General features: G+C 55.1%; 17 protein-coding genes. 3 read left to right on the forward strand and 14 right to left on the reverse strand.

The window, feature by feature from the left end:
- Nucleotides 1–8 precede the first annotated feature (8 nt).
- Both rpmH and WW58_RS03115 read right to left on the reverse strand, forming a co-directional pair.
- On the reverse strand, nt 9–194 hold the full coding sequence (gene rpmH, locus WW58_RS03110) for a 50S ribosomal protein L34 (protein WP_012420297.1): 186 nt from the start codon (nt 192–194) through the stop codon (nt 9–11).
- 210 nt (nt 195–404) lie between these two features.
- Nucleotides 405–2,516, reverse strand: coding sequence for a glutamine synthetase III family protein (locus tag WW58_RS03115; protein ID WP_012420298.1), 2,112 nt, complete (start codon nt 2,514–2,516; stop codon nt 405–407).
- Between the two features lie 372 nt (nt 2,517–2,888).
- On the opposite strand from WW58_RS03115, the gene WW58_RS12890 reads away from it, so the two are divergent.
- Both WW58_RS12890 and WW58_RS03130 read left to right on the forward strand, forming a co-directional pair.
- A complete protein-coding gene (locus tag WW58_RS12890) occupies nt 2,889–5,117 on the forward strand; it encodes a GDSL-type esterase/lipase family protein (protein WP_094139475.1) in 2,229 nt (742 codons plus the stop codon).
- 107 nt (nt 5,118–5,224) lie between these two features.
- The gene (locus tag WW58_RS03130; protein ID WP_046435472.1) at nt 5,225–6,655 is read left to right on the forward strand and encodes an amylo-alpha-1,6-glucosidase; all 1,431 of its coding nucleotides are present in this window, start codon (nt 5,225–5,227) and stop codon (nt 6,653–6,655) included.
- 210 nt (nt 6,656–6,865) lie between these two features.
- On the opposite strand, the gene WW58_RS03135 is transcribed toward WW58_RS03130, so the two are convergent.
- From WW58_RS03135 to WW58_RS03185, 10 genes are all read right to left on the reverse strand, one after another.
- Nucleotides 6,866–7,720, reverse strand: coding sequence for a D-hexose-6-phosphate mutarotase (locus WW58_RS03135; protein WP_046435328.1), 855 nt, complete (start codon nt 7,718–7,720; stop codon nt 6,866–6,868).
- Entirely contained in the window at nt 7,717–8,355 is a 639-nt protein-coding gene (pdxH, locus tag WW58_RS03140; RefSeq protein ID WP_012420302.1) for a pyridoxamine 5'-phosphate oxidase, read from the reverse strand. The genes WW58_RS03135 and pdxH overlap by 4 nt, the downstream gene beginning before the upstream one ends.
- 21 nt (nt 8,356–8,376) lie before the next feature.
- Entirely contained in the window at nt 8,377–9,240 is an 864-nt protein-coding gene (gene nadC / locus WW58_RS03145; RefSeq protein ID WP_046435330.1) for a carboxylating nicotinate-nucleotide diphosphorylase, read from the reverse strand.
- 14 nt (nt 9,241–9,254) lie between these two features.
- Nucleotides 9,255–10,148: a polyprenyl synthetase family protein gene (locus WW58_RS03150; RefSeq protein WP_022197949.1), complete on the reverse strand. Its 894-nt coding sequence runs from the start codon at nt 10,146–10,148 to the stop codon at nt 9,255–9,257.
- A 38-nt stretch (nt 10,149–10,186) separates the two neighbouring features.
- Nucleotides 10,187–11,197, reverse strand: coding sequence for an aspartate-semialdehyde dehydrogenase (locus WW58_RS03155; RefSeq protein ID WP_012420305.1), 1,011 nt, complete (start codon nt 11,195–11,197; stop codon nt 10,187–10,189).
- Between the two features lie 165 nt (nt 11,198–11,362).
- Entirely contained in the window at nt 11,363–12,079 is a 717-nt protein-coding gene (locus WW58_RS03160; RefSeq protein ID WP_102734468.1) for a PEP-CTERM sorting domain-containing protein, read from the reverse strand.
- A gap of 458 nt (nt 12,080–12,537) precedes the next feature.
- Nucleotides 12,538–13,227: a hypothetical protein gene (locus WW58_RS03170; RefSeq protein WP_012420307.1), complete on the reverse strand. Its 690-nt coding sequence runs from the start codon at nt 13,225–13,227 to the stop codon at nt 12,538–12,540.
- 101 nt (nt 13,228–13,328) lie between these two features.
- A complete protein-coding gene (locus WW58_RS03175) occupies nt 13,329–14,708 on the reverse strand; it encodes an L-serine ammonia-lyase (protein ID WP_046435475.1) in 1,380 nt (459 codons plus the stop codon).
- Nucleotides 14,709–14,778: 70 nt separating this feature from the next.
- Complete coding sequence (gene trxB, locus WW58_RS03180) at nt 14,779–15,732, reverse strand: thioredoxin-disulfide reductase (protein ID WP_232051391.1); 954 nt, start codon at nt 15,730–15,732, stop codon at nt 14,779–14,781.
- Entirely contained in the window at nt 15,705–16,628 is a 924-nt protein-coding gene (locus WW58_RS03185; protein ID WP_046435339.1) for an SGNH/GDSL hydrolase family protein, read from the reverse strand. The genes trxB and WW58_RS03185 overlap by 28 nt, the downstream gene beginning before the upstream one ends.
- A gap of 343 nt (nt 16,629–16,971) precedes the next feature.
- Between WW58_RS03185 and WW58_RS03195 the strand changes: the two genes are divergently transcribed.
- A complete protein-coding gene (locus WW58_RS03195; RefSeq protein ID WP_046435477.1) occupies nt 16,972–17,517 on the forward strand; it encodes a GNAT family N-acetyltransferase in 546 nt (181 codons plus the stop codon).
- A 226-nt stretch (nt 17,518–17,743) separates the two neighbouring features.
- Here WW58_RS03195 and WW58_RS03200 read toward each other — a convergent pair whose 3' ends face one another.
- Together WW58_RS03200 and WW58_RS03205 are read right to left on the reverse strand one after the other, a co-directional pair.
- A complete protein-coding gene (locus WW58_RS03200; RefSeq protein ID WP_046435344.1) occupies nt 17,744–18,580 on the reverse strand; it encodes a hypothetical protein in 837 nt (278 codons plus the stop codon).
- A gap of 123 nt (nt 18,581–18,703) precedes the next feature.
- A partial coding sequence (locus WW58_RS03205) for a hypothetical protein (RefSeq protein ID WP_046435346.1) occupies nt 18,704–19,521 on the reverse strand: 818 nt, incomplete at its 5' end.

Here is a 19,521-nt window from a genome sequence, read left to right on the forward strand (position 1 = left end):
CGGCTGGATTAACGGCCGTGCTGGATGGTGTGGCGCTTGTACTGGATTTCGGCTCCCTTGGGAAGCAGGCGCTTGCGGCCTTTAGCGCGGCGGCGGCGGATGATGTCCGCTCCGTTCTTGGTGGCCATGCGTGCACGGAATCCGAACTGACGCTTGCGGCAACGCTTGGATGGTTGATAAGTCCTCTTGCTCATGATGTTGAAAGATGCTTCTTGTGAATTACTAGATTCAGTGCCGTCCGTCTAAGCGGCCTATGCACAACCGGACGAAAAGGATAACTATTTTGATTGTTTTGTCAATCCGTCAGGCGATTAATTTGCCGTTTTTCTTGCGGAAAGCACTGGGATAAGTAGTCTTTATGATTGATAGACAGTGTTTTTCTATTCCAGAAAAGCCCGCCTGCTTTACAGAAAGAGCAGTTCCGCGTATGTGGGGACGGGCCACAGGTCTGCGTCCGTCAGGCTTTCCAGCATATCAATGGTGCTTCTCAAATTGTCCATGCCCGTCTGGATGGCCCTGGTATCGGCTTCATCCACGGCGCGGCGCAGTTCCCTCACCTGTCCGGGGAGAATATCCAGCAGCGTGCCGATTTGGTTGGCGCGATCCGTAGTAGCTTTCATTCCCGCCTTGATTCCGGATGCCTTCATCTGGGCAATGGCGGTGGTAAGCTGCGTGAGCTGTTCCGTTACGGCGGGGATGTAAAGGGTTTCCACCATCAGGAGGGCCGTTTCCGCTTCAATGTTGATTTCCTTGTGGAATATTTCCGTCTGGATTTCATGGCGGGCGTGGAGTTCTACGGGGCTGACCACTTTGTACTTTTCAAAAAGCGCCTTGGCCTTGGGCGTTTCCAGAGCGGCCAGGGCTTCAATGGTGCCGGGGATGTTGGGGAGATTGCGGCGTTCCGCTTCCTCTACCCAGGCTTCTCCGTAGCCGTCTCCGCTGAATAGAATGCGCTTATGCTTCTTGATGATGTTTTGAAGGAGCTTGTTGAGGGTGGCGTGGAACTCCTCGGGCTTGTCCTTGACAGGTTCCAGGATGGTGCAGATTTCATCCAGGCTTTCCGCCACAATGGTATTGAGCACCGTCATGGGCCATGCACAGGTTTGGGAGGAACCTACGGCGCGGAATTCGAATTTATTGCCTGTGAAGGCAAACGGGCTGGTGCGGTTCCGGTCGGAGGCGTCCAGGGGGAACATGGGCAGGGTGTCCACGCCGATGTTGATGGTCTTTTGGGTGCGCGCTTTTTTAGTGCCTCCTTTCTCGATTTGCTCAATGATTTCATCCAGCAGATCTCCCAGGAAGATGGAAATGATGGCCGGGGGGGCTTCATGGGCCCCCAGGCGGTGTTCATTGCCGGATTTGGCGACGGAGGCGCGCAGCAGATCCGCATGTTCGTCCACGGCCTTGATGGTGGCGCAGAGCAGAGTGAGGAAGATGGCGTTTTCCTGCGGGCTGGAACCGGGATTGAGCAGGCTGCCGTAACCGGGGGCGGAGAGGGACCAGTTGTTGTGCTTGCCGGAGCCGTTCATGCCGGAGAAGGGCTTTTCATGCAGCAGGCAGACCATGTCATGCTTGTTGGCAGTTTTCCGGAGCACCTCCATGACCAGCATATTATGGTCCACGGCCAGGTTCTGGCTTTCAAAAATGGGTGCGATCTCAAACTGGCCGGGAGCGACTTCATTGTGGCGCGTTTTGGCCGGGATGCCGAGTTTCCAAAGGGCTTCGTCCACGTCCACCATGAATTCCAGCACGCGGTCCTTGATGGAGCCGAAGTAGTGGTCTTCCATCTGCTGGTGCTTGGGGGGCACATTGCCGAAGAGGGTGCGCCCGCACATCATCAGGTCCGGGCGCAGGGCATAAAGCTGCTTGTCCACCAGGAAGTATTCCTGTTCCGCCCCCAGGTCGGCGCTGACGTGAATGTTGTCCGGACCGCCAAAGCAGGACAACAGCCGCTTGGCCTGCCGGGTGACAGCAGTCATGGATCTCAGGAGAGGCGTCTTTTTGTCCAGCGCCTGTCCCTTGTAAGAGCAGAAAGCGGTTGGGATGCAAAGCGTGGCGCCGTTTTCCGTCCGTTTGATAAAGGCGGGGCTGGTGGGGTCCCATGCGGTGTAGCCGCGCGCTTCAAAGGTGGCGCGGAGACCTCCGGAAGGGAAGCTGGAGGCGTCCGGCTCGCCCTGCACCAGGCTCTTGCCGGAAAATTTGAGTTCCAGATTTCCCTCCGGGTCCACGTCCACAAAGGAGTCGTGCTTTTCCGCCGTGCTCCCATTGAGAGGCTGGAACCAGTGCGTGTAGTGGCTGGCCCCCTTTTCCAGAGCCCACGTCATCATGGCCTGAGCCACTTCATTGGCGATGTCGGGGTCCAGTTTTTCGTCCTTGCGGATGGTAGCCAGCAGTTTTTTGTAAACGGGGCGGGGCAGGTAATTGCGCATGGTCTCCATGTTGAAGACATCCTGACCGTAAATTTCCGCAATAAAGGTTGCGGCGTTGCCAACATCGGAAGGTGGGTTTGTATGCATCTTGATAGGGAACGCGCCAAAAGGCTCGGAACATACCAAACCTTAAAAGAGACTTTTTGGCAAGCCGAATCCTGCCCTATTTCTTCAGGAAAAGGACTTCTTCCGCCCCCATCCGTTTTCGGGAAGAAGCGTAAACGGTTTTCCGGTTTCTATGGTTCTCCGGCGGCAATGGAGAAATTGGGGAAGGAGGGGGACGCTGTAAAGGAAGGGATAGGCCGTGATTGTCGGGAAGAGGACTGGACGGGAATTGGTGAAGTGCCGGGTTTTTGTTTCATGAAACGGCACAGGAACCTGCCGAGCGGTATTTTTCCGTATCTTGCAAGAAATCTATTTCGTTTTCAGTAGTAATAAGTACAACCATATTATTGTGAAATGCGTTTATTGTTAATAGCAAGATGTTTATTGTTGATGCTGCTGTGTTGTGCGGGAGTGGGGATGCGGCTTCATGCCCAGCCTTTGAATAAGGGCCGGATTGCCATTCTTGGGGACAGTATTGCTTATGCGGGACCATGGGCAAATGAGGTGGAAAACGCCTTGAAAGCCGATAAAAAGTTTGAGGCCTGCGAGATTGTCAACTTTGCCGTTCCCAGCGAGACGGTAGCCGGGTTGAGCGAGTATGGCCATGCGGGTGGCAGATTCCCCCGTCCATGCCTGCATGAGTGCCTTGACCGGGTTCTCCAAATGTACCGGCCCCAATTGATTCTGGCATGCTACGGGATGAATGACGGCCTTATGCAGGCGTTTGACAAAGCGCGTTTTCAAGCGTACCAGGAAGGGAATATCCGCCTTAAAAAGGCTGCCGATGCGGCAAAAGCGGAGATTGTCTTCATTACTCCTCCATTGTTCCGGGGGGATTCCGCTGAGCAGGCTGAGTATGACGCTGTATTGGACAAGTACGCGGAATGGCTGGTTTCTAAAAGAAAAGACGGCTGGAAAGTCATAGATATCCGTCCCGGGCTTCGGAAGCTCATTGCCAGAGAGAAGGCCGGGAATCCCGGTTTCAGGTATTCCGGTGACGGCGTGCACCCCGGTCCGGAAGGGCATCATATGATAGCCCGGGAAGTTCTTGCCGGGCTGGTCCCGGAAATAGGCCTTGCTCCTGAGGTTGCGGAAAAAGACCATCGGCCGACGCCGGATACGATGAAAAAACATGAGAAAGTCCGCAATGAATGGCTGGTAAAAACAGGACATGCACGGCCGGAAATTCCGGGGTATGATCCGGAAATGGCCAAGCGTCAGTTTCCTAGGACGGTTTCTGTCTGGAATGGTTTTTTACGGGAGGAGTTTACCGTGGGCGGCCGCAGGGCATTCATCGTCTTTCCCGACAAGGCTGTTGTTTCTGGAAAAGAACAGTTATGGATATGGCGGCCACAATTTTTTGATTATAAGCCTATAGCTGATCTCGAACTGGTAAAGCGCGGCTATGCGGCGGTATTTATCAGCATGGAAGACCTTTACGGTTCTCCCAAGGCCATGGAGGTGATGGATCAATTTTACAGGTATCTGGTGGATGAACGCAAATTTTCCGGAAAACCGGTGTTGTTTGGACTGAGTCGTGGAGGACTTTATGCTCTGAACTGGGCGGAGAAGAATCCTTTGTGCGTGGCTGGCGTTTATGTGGATGCCCCCGTCTGTGATTTCAAAAGCTGGCCGGCCGACAGAGGCAAGGGCAAAGGTTCGCCGGATGACTGGAACAAATGCCTGCGCGCCTATGGCTTTAATGAACAGCAGGCTTTATCCTATAAGGGCAATCCCGTGGACAATATGCGCGGCATGGCTAAAGCCGGAATTCCTTTGTTGTTTATTTCCCGGACGGAAGATGATGTAGTCCCTATTGAAGAGAATACGGATGTTTTCGCCAAACGTTACGCCAAGCTGGGAGGCCCTGTAAAAGTTATTCGCCGCCCCGGCGGGCACCATCCGCACGGTTTTGACAATCCTGCCCATATCGTAGATTTTGTTCTTTCCGTTACCGGACAGCCCGTCCCTTTGCGCGTTGCGTGCCTGGGAGACAGTAATACTTTTGGAGCAGGAGTAGCCGGAGCCAATAAGGATGTTTTGCGCTGGAGCCATCTTCTTGGTCAAGAATTGAGGAAAAAATTCAAACGGAAAGAAATAGAAGTGCTGAACTGCGGCGTTAACGGGCGTACCCTTCTGGCCAAGGGAGACCTTCCCTATATTAAAACAGGCGAGTACCGGAATGCTCTCAATTCCCATGCACAGATTGCCATTATCGCTTTAGGCACCAATGACGCCAAACCGCAGAACAGGAAATTCCTGTCCGAGTTTAAGCAGAATTATGCCGCCATCATCGCCGAACTGCGGGAAAATATGCCCGGCATTCAAATCTATTGCGCAATTCCTCTTCCCTCGTGGCAATCTTCCAGCCAAATTGACAAGGAAACGGTGGAAACTAAGATCATTCCTCTTGTGAAGCAGGTTGCGAGGGACAATAAGTGTGAAACCATCGACTTTTTCTCCCCTTTTCAGAATAAACCGGAACTTTTCCCCGATGGCGTTCATCCCAATGCCGATGGGCAGGTGATTATGGCTGACATTGCATTCAGGGAACTTCTGAAAAAACAACCTTTAATTCAATAAACAAAAAAATAATGATGAGCGCTAAACTATCGGTAATTACAGGTTCGATTCTCCTGCTGTCAGCCCCGTTGCAGGGATTTTCCGCGACAACCCATCCGGATTCCTGCATGAACCGGGATTGGAAAAAAGAGATTCCCCTTCCGGTGTATCCAAACCGGGAAATGGTGGATCTTTATCATAAGACATGGGAAATTGCGGCAGGCCGCGTCAGAAAAGGGCCGGAAGGCCTTCCCGCGTCTCCCTACATGGATGAGAATTGCTATGAAGATCAAATATGGATATGGGATACCTGTTTCATGGTTCTTTTCGCCAAGTATGCTCCCAGGTCGTTTCCCGGAGTTGAAAGTTTGGATAATCTTTACAAGCCTATTCACGAAAAAGCCGTTACTCCGCTTAAGGTTCATTTAGTGGACAATCCCCCGTTATTTGCGTGGGTGGAGAAAGAATATTTTGACTTCACCGGTGATAAGGAACGCCTGGATGATATCTTGAATAAGAAGCAATATCTGCAAAAGCATTTCAAATGGTTTGCCCGGGCTAAGGCTGGTGAACGGTTTGAGTGTTCCCCCCAGCGTATTTACTTGAATTCCATTGGGGATGATGGCTTTACCTGGACAGGGGGAGCGAGCGGTATGGACAATACTCCCCGTGGGCGTGATGCCGGAGGATACCATAAGGTGTTATGGGTGGATGCCATTTCCCAGCAGGCTCTTAGCGCCCACTGCATTGTTGCCATGGAACAGGCTTTGGGAAATGAAGATGAAGCAAGGAAATGGAACGCCGAATATGAAGCGCTTAAGAAAAAGATCAACCATCTTTACTGGGATGAGCGGGATGGATTTTATTACGATGTCACCATTGCGGACAAACAGCCCTGCCGCGTTAAAACCATTGCGTCCTACTGGCCTCTTCTGGCTCAGGTTGCCTCCAGGGAACAGGCGCGGAGCATGGTCAGGCATTTGATGAATCCCGAAGAATTCGGAGGCAGTTATCCGACTCCTTCCCTGGCCCGCTCGGATAAGGATTATCATCATCAAACCGGGGATTACTGGCGGGGAGGAATCTGGCTGCCGACGACATATATGGCGATTAAGGCCATTGAAAAGTATGGCTACCATGAGGAGGCCGATGCTATTGCCGAGAAGGTTATCAACCAGCAGCTTGCCGCTTACAGGAACATAGAACCGCATACTATCTGGGAGTGCTACAGCCCAAGCGGGAATACTCCTTCCACGGAACACGGACGCCGCGCAAGACCGGAATTTTGCGGCTGGTCAGCCCTGGGGCCGATTTCCCTGTTTATTGAAAATGTACTGGGATTTAAGGAGGTGTCCGCAACCAGAAAAGAAGTGCGGTGGAGGTTGAAGAAAAATAAGGGCCGCCATGGAATCAGGAATTTGAGGTTTGGCGATATTGTAACCGATATTGTTTTTGATGGTAAAGGCACGGTGTCGGTCACGTCGAATGCTTCTTACTCTCTAATCATTAATGGCAATACTTATTCAGTAAGGAAGGGGGATACTGAAATTAAGCTGTAAGGACCTTCTGTTTATCCACGGAAGGGCGTCATTGATGTTCTTCCGCGGGGTTTTTCCTTTTGCCGGGGCAAGATGCGGGTTTTTCCCGTGCCTGCGCCAATTTTTTTCTTTTGGAGGCGGTCTGAGAGGCAAGGGTGACAAAGGAAATTCCGGAAGGGCGGCAAGGAAATGTTCCGGAACATTATTTGAGAGGTAATGTTGTCTGCCGTTTTAACGGGGAGAGCAGGCTTCCTCCATATGCCTTACGGAAATTTTTTGGTAAAGGGTATGGGTTTGTCCGGGGGCGAGGGAAATGGAACGGGGCTCCGCGTTTCCCGTTTCAATGCACAGGAATTTATTCCAGGACTCCGCACCCAGGTCCGCCATGTTTTTGGCGCCCTGTTGTCCAGGATTCCAGACGATGACGGAAGAGGCATGATTCCGCTCCACCGTGATGGCGCGGTTCAGCATGAGGTCTTCCAGCATTGTTTTTCCCGAACAGGAGGGGAAGTTGTAAACGCGGTCCAGACACCCCAGCGGCGCCAGCGGGCGTTCTCCGTGCTTCATGGGCTGGGCGGCTTCTTCCCGGAACGGGATGTCCTCCAGCCCATGAACGCGGCATTTGGTCAGGTTGCCGACGGCAAAGTAGTTGTGGAAGGCTTCCGTGAGCTTGCAGGGCTGCGTGCGCGCCGTGGTTTCCAGCTTCATGGTCAGCGTGCGGCCCAGGGTAAGACGCAGGATGGCGGCGGGATAGGATTCATCTTCCGGATAGAAAGCCAGGGAGAGCAGGACGTTGCCGCGCTTGTCCATTTCCTGGTGGTGGAGGCGCCATTCCGAGGTGCGCGCTATGCCGTGGGACGGCGCGCCTTCCCGGGGACCGAACCAGGGCCAGCAGACGGGGATGCCTCCGCGGATGGCTTTGCCGGGGACAAAGGCTGCGTTGGGAGAAAGAAAAAGGCATTCCTCATGCCCTGCCGGCTTCCATGAGGTGAGGTGCGCTCCCTGAAGGCACAGGGATGCCGTGCAGAGCGGTGTTGTTACGTCCAGGAAAGAAAGCCCCTGGTTTGTTGTGCGCCGGACGGTCATGGCTGAAGGCGTTCAATTGTCCAGGAGCCGTTTTCCTGAAGTTTGTACATGAAACGGTCATGCACGCGGCCGGGGCCGCCCTGCCAGAATTCAAAGGTATCCGGGATAATTCGGTAGCCGCCCCAGAAGGAGGGAAGGGGTATTTCTCCCTTGGAGAATTTGTTTTTCAGTTCCATCAACTTCATTTCCAACAGTTTTCTTCCGGAAATGACGGAGCTTTGGTGTGAAACCCAAGCTCCAAGCTGGGATTCCTTGGGGCGGGTGAGGAAATATTTCAGGGATTCCGCGCGGGAGACTTTGACGGCTTTTCCGTAAATGATGATCTGGCGTTCCAGCATTACCCACGGAAGCATCATGCAGACCTGTGGATTTTCTTCAATATCGCGGGCCTTGTGGCTGCCGTAGTTGGTGAAGAAAACAAAGCCCGTCCGGTCAAAATATTTGAGCAGCACGGTGCGTAGGGAGGGCCTGCCCTGGGCGTCCGCCGTGGCCAGGGAAAAAGCGTTGGGTTCCGGAATATCCGCTTTCAGGGCCTGTTCAAACCAGGTTTGGAATTGTTCAAAGGGATTTTCCGCCAGGTCCTTTCTGTGCAGCTGGCCTTTGAGGTATTCTTCTCTGAAATTGGACAAGTCCATGGCGTGTTGAACGATGAGGGGTTATTCTACGCTGAAATCCAGCCCCAGGTCCAGGGAGGGGGCCGAGTGGGTCACGTAGCCTACGGAGACGAAGTCCACGCCGGATTCCGCAATGGCGGCTACCGTATCCAGATGAACGCCTCCGCTGGCTTCCAGCAGGGGGGTGGTGCGTCCTCCGCGCATGGCGACGGCTTGTTTCAGCATTTCCGGCGTCATGTTGTCCAGAAGGATATGGTCCACGCCTTCCAGTTTAAGGAAGTTGCCCACCTGTTCCAGGGTGTCCGCTTCCAGCTGGATTTCCACACCGGGCTTTTCCTGACGCAGCCTGTTGATGCATTCCTGGAGGTGTTCCGTATTTCCATCCGTCATCAGGTGGTTGTCTTTCACCATGGCGCGGTCATAAAGGCCCATGCGGTGGTTGGTGCCTCCGCCATGGAGCACGGCCGCTTTTTCCAGCAGACGGTAGCCGGGAGTGGTTTTGCGGGTATCCAGAATGCGGGCGCTGGTGTGGGAAACGGCTTTCACATATTGTCTGGTGAGCGTAGCTACTCCGGAAAGACGCTGGATGAAGTTGAGGGCGGTGCGTTCCGCCCCAAGAATGGAGCGGGCGGAACCTTCAATAAGCATCACCACGGCGCCGGGCGCCACGGCTTCCCCGTCATGCAGGTAAACTTCCACCTTCAGGGTGGGATCCACCTTGCGGAAAACTTCCGCCGCGACATTGACGCCGGAAAGAACGCCTTTTTTCCGGGGGGTCAAAATAGCTCTGGCTGTCAGATGTTCCGGGACGAAGTATGTGGAAGTCACGTCGCCGGAGCCGAAGTCTTCGGCCAGCGCCAGATTGATCAGGGTTTCCACGTTGTCGGATACGGTTTCTGCGGGCATGAAAGAAAAGCGGCTTAATATTCGCGGTTAAGAAGATAGTTGGCCAGTTCCACCAGGCGGGCGCGGCGTTCTTCCGGGAAAATCATCAGGGCATCCAGAGCCGCCTGAGTGCGGCATTTGGCTTCGGAACGGGCGCCGTCCAGGCCAATCAGGGCCGGACAGGTGGATTTCTGGGAATTGACGTCCTTGCCGGCGGTCTTGCCGAGTTTTTCCGTGGAAGCCGTCAGATCCAGAATGTCGTCAATCACCTGGAAAGCCAGCCCCAGGTTGTAACCGAAGTCCGTCAGAGCTTCCAGCTGGGACTCCGTGGCGTTTGCGGACATGCCGCCGAAGCGAAGGGCCGTGGTTAGCAGGGCGGCCGTCTTCCCTTCGTACACGGTGCGGACTTCCGGTTCGGAAAGCTGCTTGTGTTCTCCCTCCAAATCCAGAATCTGGCCTCCGATGAGCATGGTGCTGCCGCCGGTGGCTGCCAGCTCCCTCACGTAATCCCTGACGGTATAGCGTTCCGTATCGTCCACCTGGGCGATTACGGCAAAAGCCTCCGTCAGCAGCGCGTCTCCCGCCAGGATGGCGACGCCTTCTCCGAAGGCCTTGTGGCTGGTGGGTTTCCCACGGCGCAGATCGTCGTTGTCCATGGCTGGCAGGTCGTCATGGATGAGGGAATACGTATGCATCATTTCCACGGCGCAGGCGGGAACCAAGGCGTCCACTGCCAGTCCTCCGCAGGCCTCTGCCGCCGCCAGGCAAAGGACGGGGCGCATTCTTTTCCCCCCCGCAAATATGCTGTAGCGCATGGCTTTGTGGATGGTTTCGGGGCTTTCGTTCTCTGCTGGCAGCAGTCTGTCCAGCGCTGCGTCAATCAGGGCGCATTGTTCTGTGATGTAGTCGTTCAGTGATTGTTCACACATGGCGTTATGGAATAGGTGCGGGGTGTGGAGGAAACAGGTCAGCGGTTGACCAGCAATTCCGCGATTTGTACGGCGTTGAGCGCGGCCCCTTTTCGGACCTGATCGCCCACGACCCAGAGAGTCAGGGCATTGTCAATCGCCATGTCCATGCGCATGCGCCCTACGTAGCAGGTATCTCCGTTGGTGCTGTCCAGCGGGGTGGGCCACACGCCCTCCGCTGGGTTGTCCATCAGGGCGACTCCGGGTTTGCCTTCATAGGCGCTGCGGGCAGTTTCCAAGTCCACAGGTTTTTCAAACTGGGCGGTAACGGAGATGGAATGGGAACGGTAAACGGGCACGCGCACGCAGGTGCATGTTACCTTGAGTTCGGGCAGGGAAAGAATTTTACGGCCTTCATTAAGCATCTTAAGCTCTTCCTTGGTATAGCCGTTTTCCGTAAAGGAATCGATCTGGGGAAGAAGATTGAAGGCTATCTGGTGGGGATAAACATTTTTCACTACGGGATGGCCGTCCACTACGGCGCGCACCTGGGTTTCCAGTTCCGCAATGCCGTGCTGGCCGCTGCCGGAAACCGCCTGATAACTGGAGGCGATGACGGTTTTCAACCCGAAACGCTGATGCAGAGGGAAGAGGGCCATCAGCGTAATGATGGTGGTGCAGTTCGGGTTGGCGATAATATTGCGGGGGTGGTTGAAGGCCGCTTCCGGATTGATTTCCGGCACCACCAGGGGCACGTCCGGCTCCTGCCGGAAGGCGGAGGAATTGTCAATGACCACACAGCCCGCAGCCGCCGCGATAGGAGCGAATTTCAGGGAAATGCCTCCGCCTGCGCTGAACAGGGCGATATCCACCCCATCAAAGGATTTTTCCGTCAATTCTTCTACAGTCAGCATTTTCCCACGGAAAGCGACCTGTTTTCCGGCGGACCGGGCGGAGGCCAGAAGCTTCAGGGAACCTACGGGAAAATTGCGTGTTTCCAGGCAGGACAGGATTTCAACGCCCACCGCTCCGGTGGCGCCGACGATGGCAACATGGGGTGCTTGGTTCATGATTGTTGTCAGAAAATGACGGATATTTTCCGTCCGCCCCCATTATACGGCAGCCCGGTCATATGGCAATACGATTGCAAGCCTTCAGGCTTAAAAATGAAAAACTGTCCGAGATTTTACACCCCGGACAGTTGTTGAAAAACGGGAAAGATCGCGTTTTTTATTTCAGCGCTTGCGGCGCAGCATCAGCAGGGACAGGCCCAAAAGGCTCAGGGATGCCGTAGCCGGTTCCGGAACGACATCCTCAGCAGTGGCTGACATGGAAAAAAGCAGGTTGGAGTTCGTGTTTCCGCCGCCATTGCGGGTGGACATCACGATGTAAGCCGTGTCGCTGGTAAGGGGAGTACCGCTCAAGTCCACGGACAGGGTCATGCCTGTTTGAATCAGAGAAGAGGCCTGGCCGGTCAACTGGCTGATCTGCCAGCCTTCTGCCGTCTGATAAACGATATTGAGCGTCGTGAAGTTTGCTCCGGATTGCAGCCCGGCGCAGTCCACGGAAAGAGTCAATCCGGTATAACTGGCGTAATCACTGGTAAGCGTTACCGCTGTTCCCACGATAGAGCCGCCGTAAGCATTTCTGTTGATGAAAGACACGGATACATCAGTATCCCCGGATGCGGTGACGCTGCCGTAAATACCGGAGCCGGAATTGCCGTTTGCAGTAGTGCCTTGCCAGCCGGTGGTGCCTTGCAACCATGTGACGACTTTTTGTGCAGTGATGACATTTCCGCTGTTGACGTCTCCGAATCCAGACAATTTAAGGTTTGCAGGCAGAGATGCCCCTTCGGCTGCCTCCCCATTTAGGTCGATTGCTACGGTGGCGGCCATCCCTGCGCCGCAACACAAAGCCATAAGACCGGAAAGAAATAATGTGTTCTTCATGGTTGTTCGTTGCTCTTTTTTATTGCTGTAATTTGCCGGGCTGTCTTGAACCCGCTCATGATGAATAAAGCGGATTTTCAATCCGATATGCCCTGAAAATAGTGCATGAGTTTCTCTTTCTGCAGGGTACGGACTGTTTCCTGCGGCTGTTGAAACGGACATTCCCGGCAGATGTACCAGCTTTCAGGGAAAAGAGTTCTCCGGTTTTCAGACTTATCTTGAGCAGTCTCAAAAGCTGGCGGCGGTTTCTGCACGGGTGGATATTTCGGCAGGCTTTCCGTATGCATAAAAAGGTTTTCAATGATGCAATAAAGTTCGGCACAAATTCTTGGTTATCAGAATTTACGCTTGACTTCCGGATTGAAAATCCGGCATATCCTCGCTTTCCATGAAAGGCAACAAAACAGGCTCCCGATTTTAGGGAGCCTGTCTTTAAAGGAAAGAGCGGTGCAAGCCTGCTATTTAACCCATTTTCCCGCGCCTTCCGGCAGCCTGCCGTCAGAGACGGGGCCGTAGCGGGTGGATTCCGTGTTGCCCCAGAGGGGGACGCCTACGATGCGTTTCCACCAGCGGGACATGCTGGCTCCCGTATAGCAGCCGAAGCTCCAGCAGTCGGACTGCGGCGTGAAAATATCCCGCCGTATCCTGTTCAGGTCCGTCTCATGGATCCATTCCGTGGAAACGGCCATGATATTGTTGCCGTAGTCCAGCATCCACGCATAGCAGTTGGAATGGCCGAAGTAGTAAAAGGATTCCACCTTGTCGCCGTGGAAGCGCGGGGAGGAATTCAGCGCCCGGATGGCCTGGTCGGCGCTGTTTACCCAGACGAGCCTGATTTTATACTTGGAAGCCAGGTCCGCAATCCAGCGGGTGTAAGGTTTTCCGTCTTCCTTCCCCCGGGTTGCGTAACCGGGGCGGTAAACAATCCAGGTGATTCTGGCGGCAGGATCTTGCTGCTGGATCTGGGCGATGCGGATGGTGGAGGCCCTTACAAAGTTGGCCCACCAGTTGTCATGCCTGTCAGGCTGTATTCTCAGCCCTTCCCATTGCCTGAGTGCGGGGCCGCCGCACATGACGACGTGAACGGCCCGGGACAGTCCCGTGCCGCCCAGCAACAGGGCCAGAGCGAGAAAAAGGCGTGAAAGCATGCCCGCACCCTACCTTTGCTCCCCGTATCTGTCAATCCGGCGGAGCGTTTTTTGCGGGAACAGACGCGCGTGAAAAGACAAGGGAGGGGGTTCATGTACCCTCAGCAATTCACCACGTTGACGGCCAAGCCGCCCTGGGCGGTCTCCTTGTATTTGGATTGCATGTCCCTTCCGGTGTCCAGCATGGTGCGGATGACCTTGTCCAGCGGGACAAAATGAGCGCCCGTACCGCCCAGGGCCATGCGGGCGGCGTTGATGGCCTTGATGGCGGCGATGGCGTTGCGCTCAATGCAGGGTATCTGGACGAGGCCCGCAATAGGATCACAGGTGAGGCCCAGATTGTGCTCCATGCCTATTTCCGCGGCGTTTTCCACCTGGTGGGGTGTTCCCCCCAGGTACTCCGCAAGAGCGGCGGCGGCCATGGAGCAGGCTACGCCCACTTCTCCCTGGCAGCCTACGTCCGCGCCGGAAATGGAGGCGTTTTTCTTGTACAGGATGGCGATTCCCCCGGCGGTGAGCAGGAAGCGATGCACGGCATCCGGATACGGGGAAACGCAGAATTTGGTGGCGTAGTTAAGAACGGCCGGAACAATTCCCGCCGCTCCATTGGTCGGAGCGGTGACGATGCGGCCGCCGGCCGCGTTTTCCTCACTTACGGCAATGGCGTACAGATTGATCCAGTCCATGATGGAGAGAGGGTCTTTCAAGGCTGATTCTCCGTGCACCAGAAGATTCTTGCGCAAAGTTTTGGCCCGGCGCGGAACCTGCAGAACGCCCGGCAGGTTGCCGCGCGCGCTCATGCCGTTGGAGATGGACTGCTTCATCGTCGCCCAGATCAGGTCCAGTTTTTCACGGACTTCCCGTTCCGGGAGCATGGCGCATTCGTTCGCCATGACAATGGAGGAAAGAGGGCATCCGCGCTCATCAGCCATATGCAGCAGTTCCTCCGCGGATTCATAAGGAAAAGGAAAGGTTTCCCGGTCCCTTTCTTCCGGATGCAGAAGTTCCTGTTCGGAAGAGACGAACCCGCCCCCCGTGGAATAAAATACCGCGTCTTCCACCGGGTCTCCGTCCTGATTGACGGCAGTAAACTGCATCCCGTTCGGATGCAGGCGCAGGGGCTGGTAGTGGGAAAGATCCAAGTCGCGGGAAGGAGAGAAGCGGACGTTTTTTTCTTCCGTGACGGACAACGTTTCCTGCTGGTGCAGGCGGGCGATTTTTCCGGGAATGCTGCGCGGCTCCACCGTATGGGGTTCTTCCCCCAGAAGCCCCAGCATGATGGCTGTGTCTGTGCCGTGCCCATGTCCGGTGGCGGCCAGGGAGCCATAGCATTCGCAGCGGATGCCTGAGATTTCCGCCAAGCGCGGGGAGTGGCGTATCTGTTCAAGAAAGCGGTGCGCCGCCCGCATGGGCCCTACGGTATGGGATGATGAAGGACCTATGCCGATGCTGAAAAGCTCAAAAATGCTGTAATGGTGCATGTCCGTTTTCCTGTAGCGGGGAAGGGCCGGAATTCCCAGCGGGATTTCCGGCCCTTCCCGAAAGATGGGTTTACAGCCCCAGCAGGTAGCGTTCCGCTTCAATCGCGGCGCTGCAGCCCATTCCGGCGGAAGAAATGGCCTGGCGGTAGTGAGGATCCGCCACATCTCCGGCGGCGAACAATCCCGGCGTCCTGGTCGCCATCATCCCTGTTTTCCGGATAATGTAGCCGGCATCGTCCCGGTCCACCAGATCCCCCAGGAAAGAAGTGTTCGGCGTGTGCCCGATCGCCATAAAGACGCATTTGACGGGAAGTTCCGTTTCATCCCCTTCTACTACGTCCTTCAGCATGACGGCTTCCAGTTCTCCCTTGTCGTCCGTCTTATAGCTTACGATGGTGGAATTCCACATGGGGAAAATCTTTTCATTGGACAGCGTTCGTTCCGCCATGATTTTGGAAGCGCGGAGCGTGTCGCGGCGGTGGATCAGATACACCCGGGAAGCGAAGCGCGTCAGGAACATGGCTTCTTCACAGGCGCTGTCTCCTCCGCCTACCACGCACACAGGCACGTCCCGGTAAAAAGCTCCGTCACAGGTGGCGCAGGCGGTGAGGCCGTGGCCTACCAGCCCTTCCTCTCCCGGGATTCCCAGATAGCGGGCGGATGCTCCCGTAGCCACAATGATACTCCGGGTTTCGTAATTCTGGCCGCTGGTCTTCACGGTGAACAGTCCGGTGGCTTCATCCCTGACGACGCTCTTGACGTCCTCATATGCAAACCGGGTGCCGAACTTTTCCGCCTGCTGCTGCATCAGGAACATCAGGTCCGGCCCCATCACGCCGTCCGGAAAGCCGGGGAAGTTTTCCACTTCCGTCGTGGTGGTCAGCTGTCCGCCGATTTGGGAACCCGTGATCAGAAGCGGAGAGAGATTGGCGCGGGCGGTGTAAATGGCCGCCGTGTAACCAGCGCAGCCGGCACCGATGATAATGACTTGTTCGCTCATAATAGTATATATGTCCGTTGCCATGGTAAAGGGCCCGTGCCCGTTTTGCGAGTAGATTTTGCGTTATGCGGAGACAATGCAGAGGCCTGCAATCCGGCAGTTGCGGGACGGGTTCCGGCAGTGGCGGAAAAGAACTGCCTGCATGTATCCCTGGCGACGGTCTGCAATATTCTGGCCCTGTCTGCGGGAAGATTGCTTAGCCGCGTCCCTTTCAAGGACAAGCGGCCCGGCAGGCCCAGCGGAGATTTTCCGAATAACGTGAAGTAGATTACGCATGCCGTCAGGTAGCTCCCTTCCTCCGTCGGGTGCCGGCCGTCAGGCTGGTACAGCTGAATGCCTGGATGGCGTTTGAGGCAATTCTCCCAGGCAATGCCCACGGGGGCAAGCGCTGCTTTTTCCCTCCGGGCAAGTTTCAAATACGTTTCAAGAAGAGCCTTTTGCTCCTGCGGGTCCGGAGTTCCGGAAGCTCCTCTTTTCCCCCACGTCAGCATCAGGATGGGCGTTCCTTTGGCGGCTCGTACCAGAGAGCACCATTTTTCTCCGAACTCCATGGTTCGTTCCGGAGCCCGGACAGGTGTAGCGCTTTGGTCCTGGAGAATAACGAAGTCCCATGCCGTTCCTTCCATGTTGTTGCGGGCACGCCTGTCATTCCAATGGGACTGGAGGGATGCTGCCGGAGCCGCGTGCATGTGCACGTCCGGCCGCAATCCTTTGGTGTCTGCCATGGCTTTAACCATGGCGGGCATGCGGTTGAAAAACGTATAGCTGTTTCCCAGAAAGAGAATACGGCTGCCGGAGCGTGCAGGAACACAGCACGGCCAGGAGGGGGATGCGGGCGGCTCTTCCCGGGCCTGGAGAGGGCGGGGGAAAGCTGCCCAGGAAAAAATCAGCAGCAGGAATATCTTGACGGGCGGCATCATGGCTTTAGACGGGTTTCCATGTTTCCGGAGTAAAATTTCAAATGGAATTCATGGCGTGAGCAGGATCTTTCTATACATCAGGTAAAAGTAAATTCATAGAGATAAAAGAGAACATGGAATGCCTCTGTTTCGGCATCCCTTGTACAGGCGCCGGGGCTGCCGTCAATCCCGGCAGGCAGACGGGGATTTCCTTGTCTCCGTATCGCCGCGCGAAGGTATTTTTCTTCCTTCTCCTTGATTGGGAAGCTCTGCATCAATTTAAGTCTGAACAACTGGTTGTATGACTGGGGAAGACTTTCCGGAGGACTTGCCGAAAGGAGACGGGTGTGGTTGGATATGGTTCATGAAGTCTGAATCGCTGACCAAGCGCCGTGTGACGGGTGTGGATGATCCGCTGTTCCTGGATTCTCTGGATATTTACCGGACAAGCTTTCCGGTGCATGAACAGCGGCGGATACAGGATTTCCCGTTGGCGTTTCAAGACCCCGGTTTTTGTTATGAAGTATTTTTAAATGGGGAAGGCCGGGTGGTTGCGATGCTGGTGACGTGGCGTCGGGAACAATTCGTGTATCTGGAGTATTTTGCCGTGGATGCCTCCCTGCGCGGCCAGGGCGCCGGGCAAAGGATTCTGGAAGAATTGAGGGATGCGTTTCCGTACAAGGTTATTTTGGAAATTGATCCTCCGGAGGACGGGATCTCACGCCGGCGGCTGGGGTTTTATCAGAGGCACGGCTTTGTCCCCAATCCGCAGTTTGATTATATCCATCCTCCTTATACGGATGAGGGTGAACCTTTCCCGCTTCTGCTGATGACGCATGGAGATTTGCTGGATGAGGAGACATACCGGAGCTTTGTGGATTTCCACCATCGCCACGTAGTGGCGAGGTGAATGAATGGACGGGGAAATCCGCGCCATGGGGGATTTTTCCCTCTTGAAGCAAATTATCCTTGGGGGGCTTTTGCCGATATGAGCCTGTAGGACATCAGGCTCATATTGCGTTTTGCCTGTTTGTGGAACTCCCCTTAGCCTGTATTTTCCGAATCAGAAGAGCCGTTCCGCATTTTTGGGAGACGGCTTTTTGAAAAATGCAGCGGGTTGGGATACACCGGAAGACTCAGCTCCATGCCCGGTCCACGGCTTCCCTCTCTTCCGGGGCAAGATATCTGGAGAGCCGCTCTTCCATGCGCAGCCTGTATTCGGGAATACTCCAGGAATGGAGCGGCTGGACGGCGGAATTGGTGAATTGCCAGGAGGGAACGGGAACGACCACGTCCAGCACTTCTCCGGCTCTGGAGGGCATCCCGGCCAGTACCGCCGCAATGGTGGAGGAAAGCTCCGGATGTTCATCCAGAATATCCAGCAGCCATCCGCAGCCCAGGTCCGTGGGAATGGCCTCCGTTTCGGCCAGCAGGTCCGCGAGGCGCCCGGGAGGGAGATTTTTGGAAATGAAAGACAGATAAGGGGCAAACCGCATGTCTCCCAGGCTCATCAGGGCGTCCAGCGCCGGAGCCATGGATGCCTGTCCGGGGCAGGGAGAGGCGCAGATGACATTCGCCAATCCGGCAATTCCGGGAAACCGCTCCTCCGGCTGGGGCGCGGCCAGCGTATAAATAAGGAAAGCGGATTGCCTGCGGATATCCGGCGCCTCATCCGCCATGGCAAAAGGCAGCAGGGCCCTCCATCCGTCCCCTTTGCGCTGCCGGATAAAAGCTGCCAGTTGCAGAGCGCATTTGCGGCGGGCGTCCGGAGCGCAGCGGGATTGGAACATGTTGTAAATGATGACGCCTTCTTCTTCTCTTCCCGTTTCATTGCAGGTGACCAGCCCGTAGGCGATCATGGCCAGAGGCCATTGATCCGAACCGATCTCCCCCCTGCGGGAGGGATCCGTGACGAGGGCGGCAAGCCGCTTGATTTCCGACAAAGAGCTGGTTTGATCCTGAAAAAGGCCCATGCCCGCATGATAGCCGGAGGCGGAAACCTGCCAAGGAAAAACAGTGGACTGCTTACAGGACTCCGGAGTTTTCCGGTGAACGCTGTTGAGGCATGTTATTGAGTACGACCGGCGTTTTATCCTTTATTTATTGGCATTCCGGCTCGCGGCTGGACAGGAATTCCGTATTTTTTGCTGAAGCTTTTTCCTGTGTTCCTCCCCGCTTTTCCCCTGGTAGAGGTAGGCGGTGTTGGAGTTGTATCCAGCCGTTCGGTCGATGAGGTCGAGAACCTCGCCGTCTCCGTATCCCGCCTTCCTGATGTATTTGACGACTTTCCCGGCCTGGTCGGGGAAGTACTTCACCAGCATGGGGATGAATCTTTTCTCCATGATTTTAGAGACATAGCTATGATACATGCTGTTTCTTGACGAAAATGTGACCAGATTGTTCCATCGGTGAGTCCATTCGTAATCTTTAATGTCAGAGCCGATGACATTCCCGTCCGGATTGGCAGGATGGGAACGTATTATTTCATCTTTCAGCGCTGTCTCTTTTTTTCCGAAATCAGGGAGGTGCAGAGATTTCAGCCTTTTAATGATGGCGGCGGCGTAAGCGGCATGGAGATGTTTCAGCCGTTGTTCGTGGATGCCCAGGTTGCGCGACATCTGTTTCGTATCCATGATGGAGAGCGCGGAAATGACTCTTGATTTGGCGGCAATGTCGTTGTCCCGCTCGTCTTTATAAGGCCATGGCTGAGTGCTGTCGTAATCCGGAGCTTCATACATGGGGGCTCCGCTGATCAGATAAAGGCTCCAAATCATGTCGCAGGCCTCTTCCCGCGTCATCGTTCCATGGCGCCGCATGGCGTTCAGTTCTGACAGAACCGTTTTGGCGTGCTGATAAAATGCTTTCAGATCATTTTGTTCCAGCAGGCTTTTCAGGAGCGGAGCATGCCCTTCTG

Origin of the sequence: Akkermansia sp. UNK.MGS-1 (genome assembly GCF_000980515.1) — a bacterium.
Classification (GTDB): Bacteria; Verrucomicrobiota; Verrucomicrobiia; order Verrucomicrobiales; family Akkermansiaceae; genus Akkermansia; species Akkermansia muciniphila.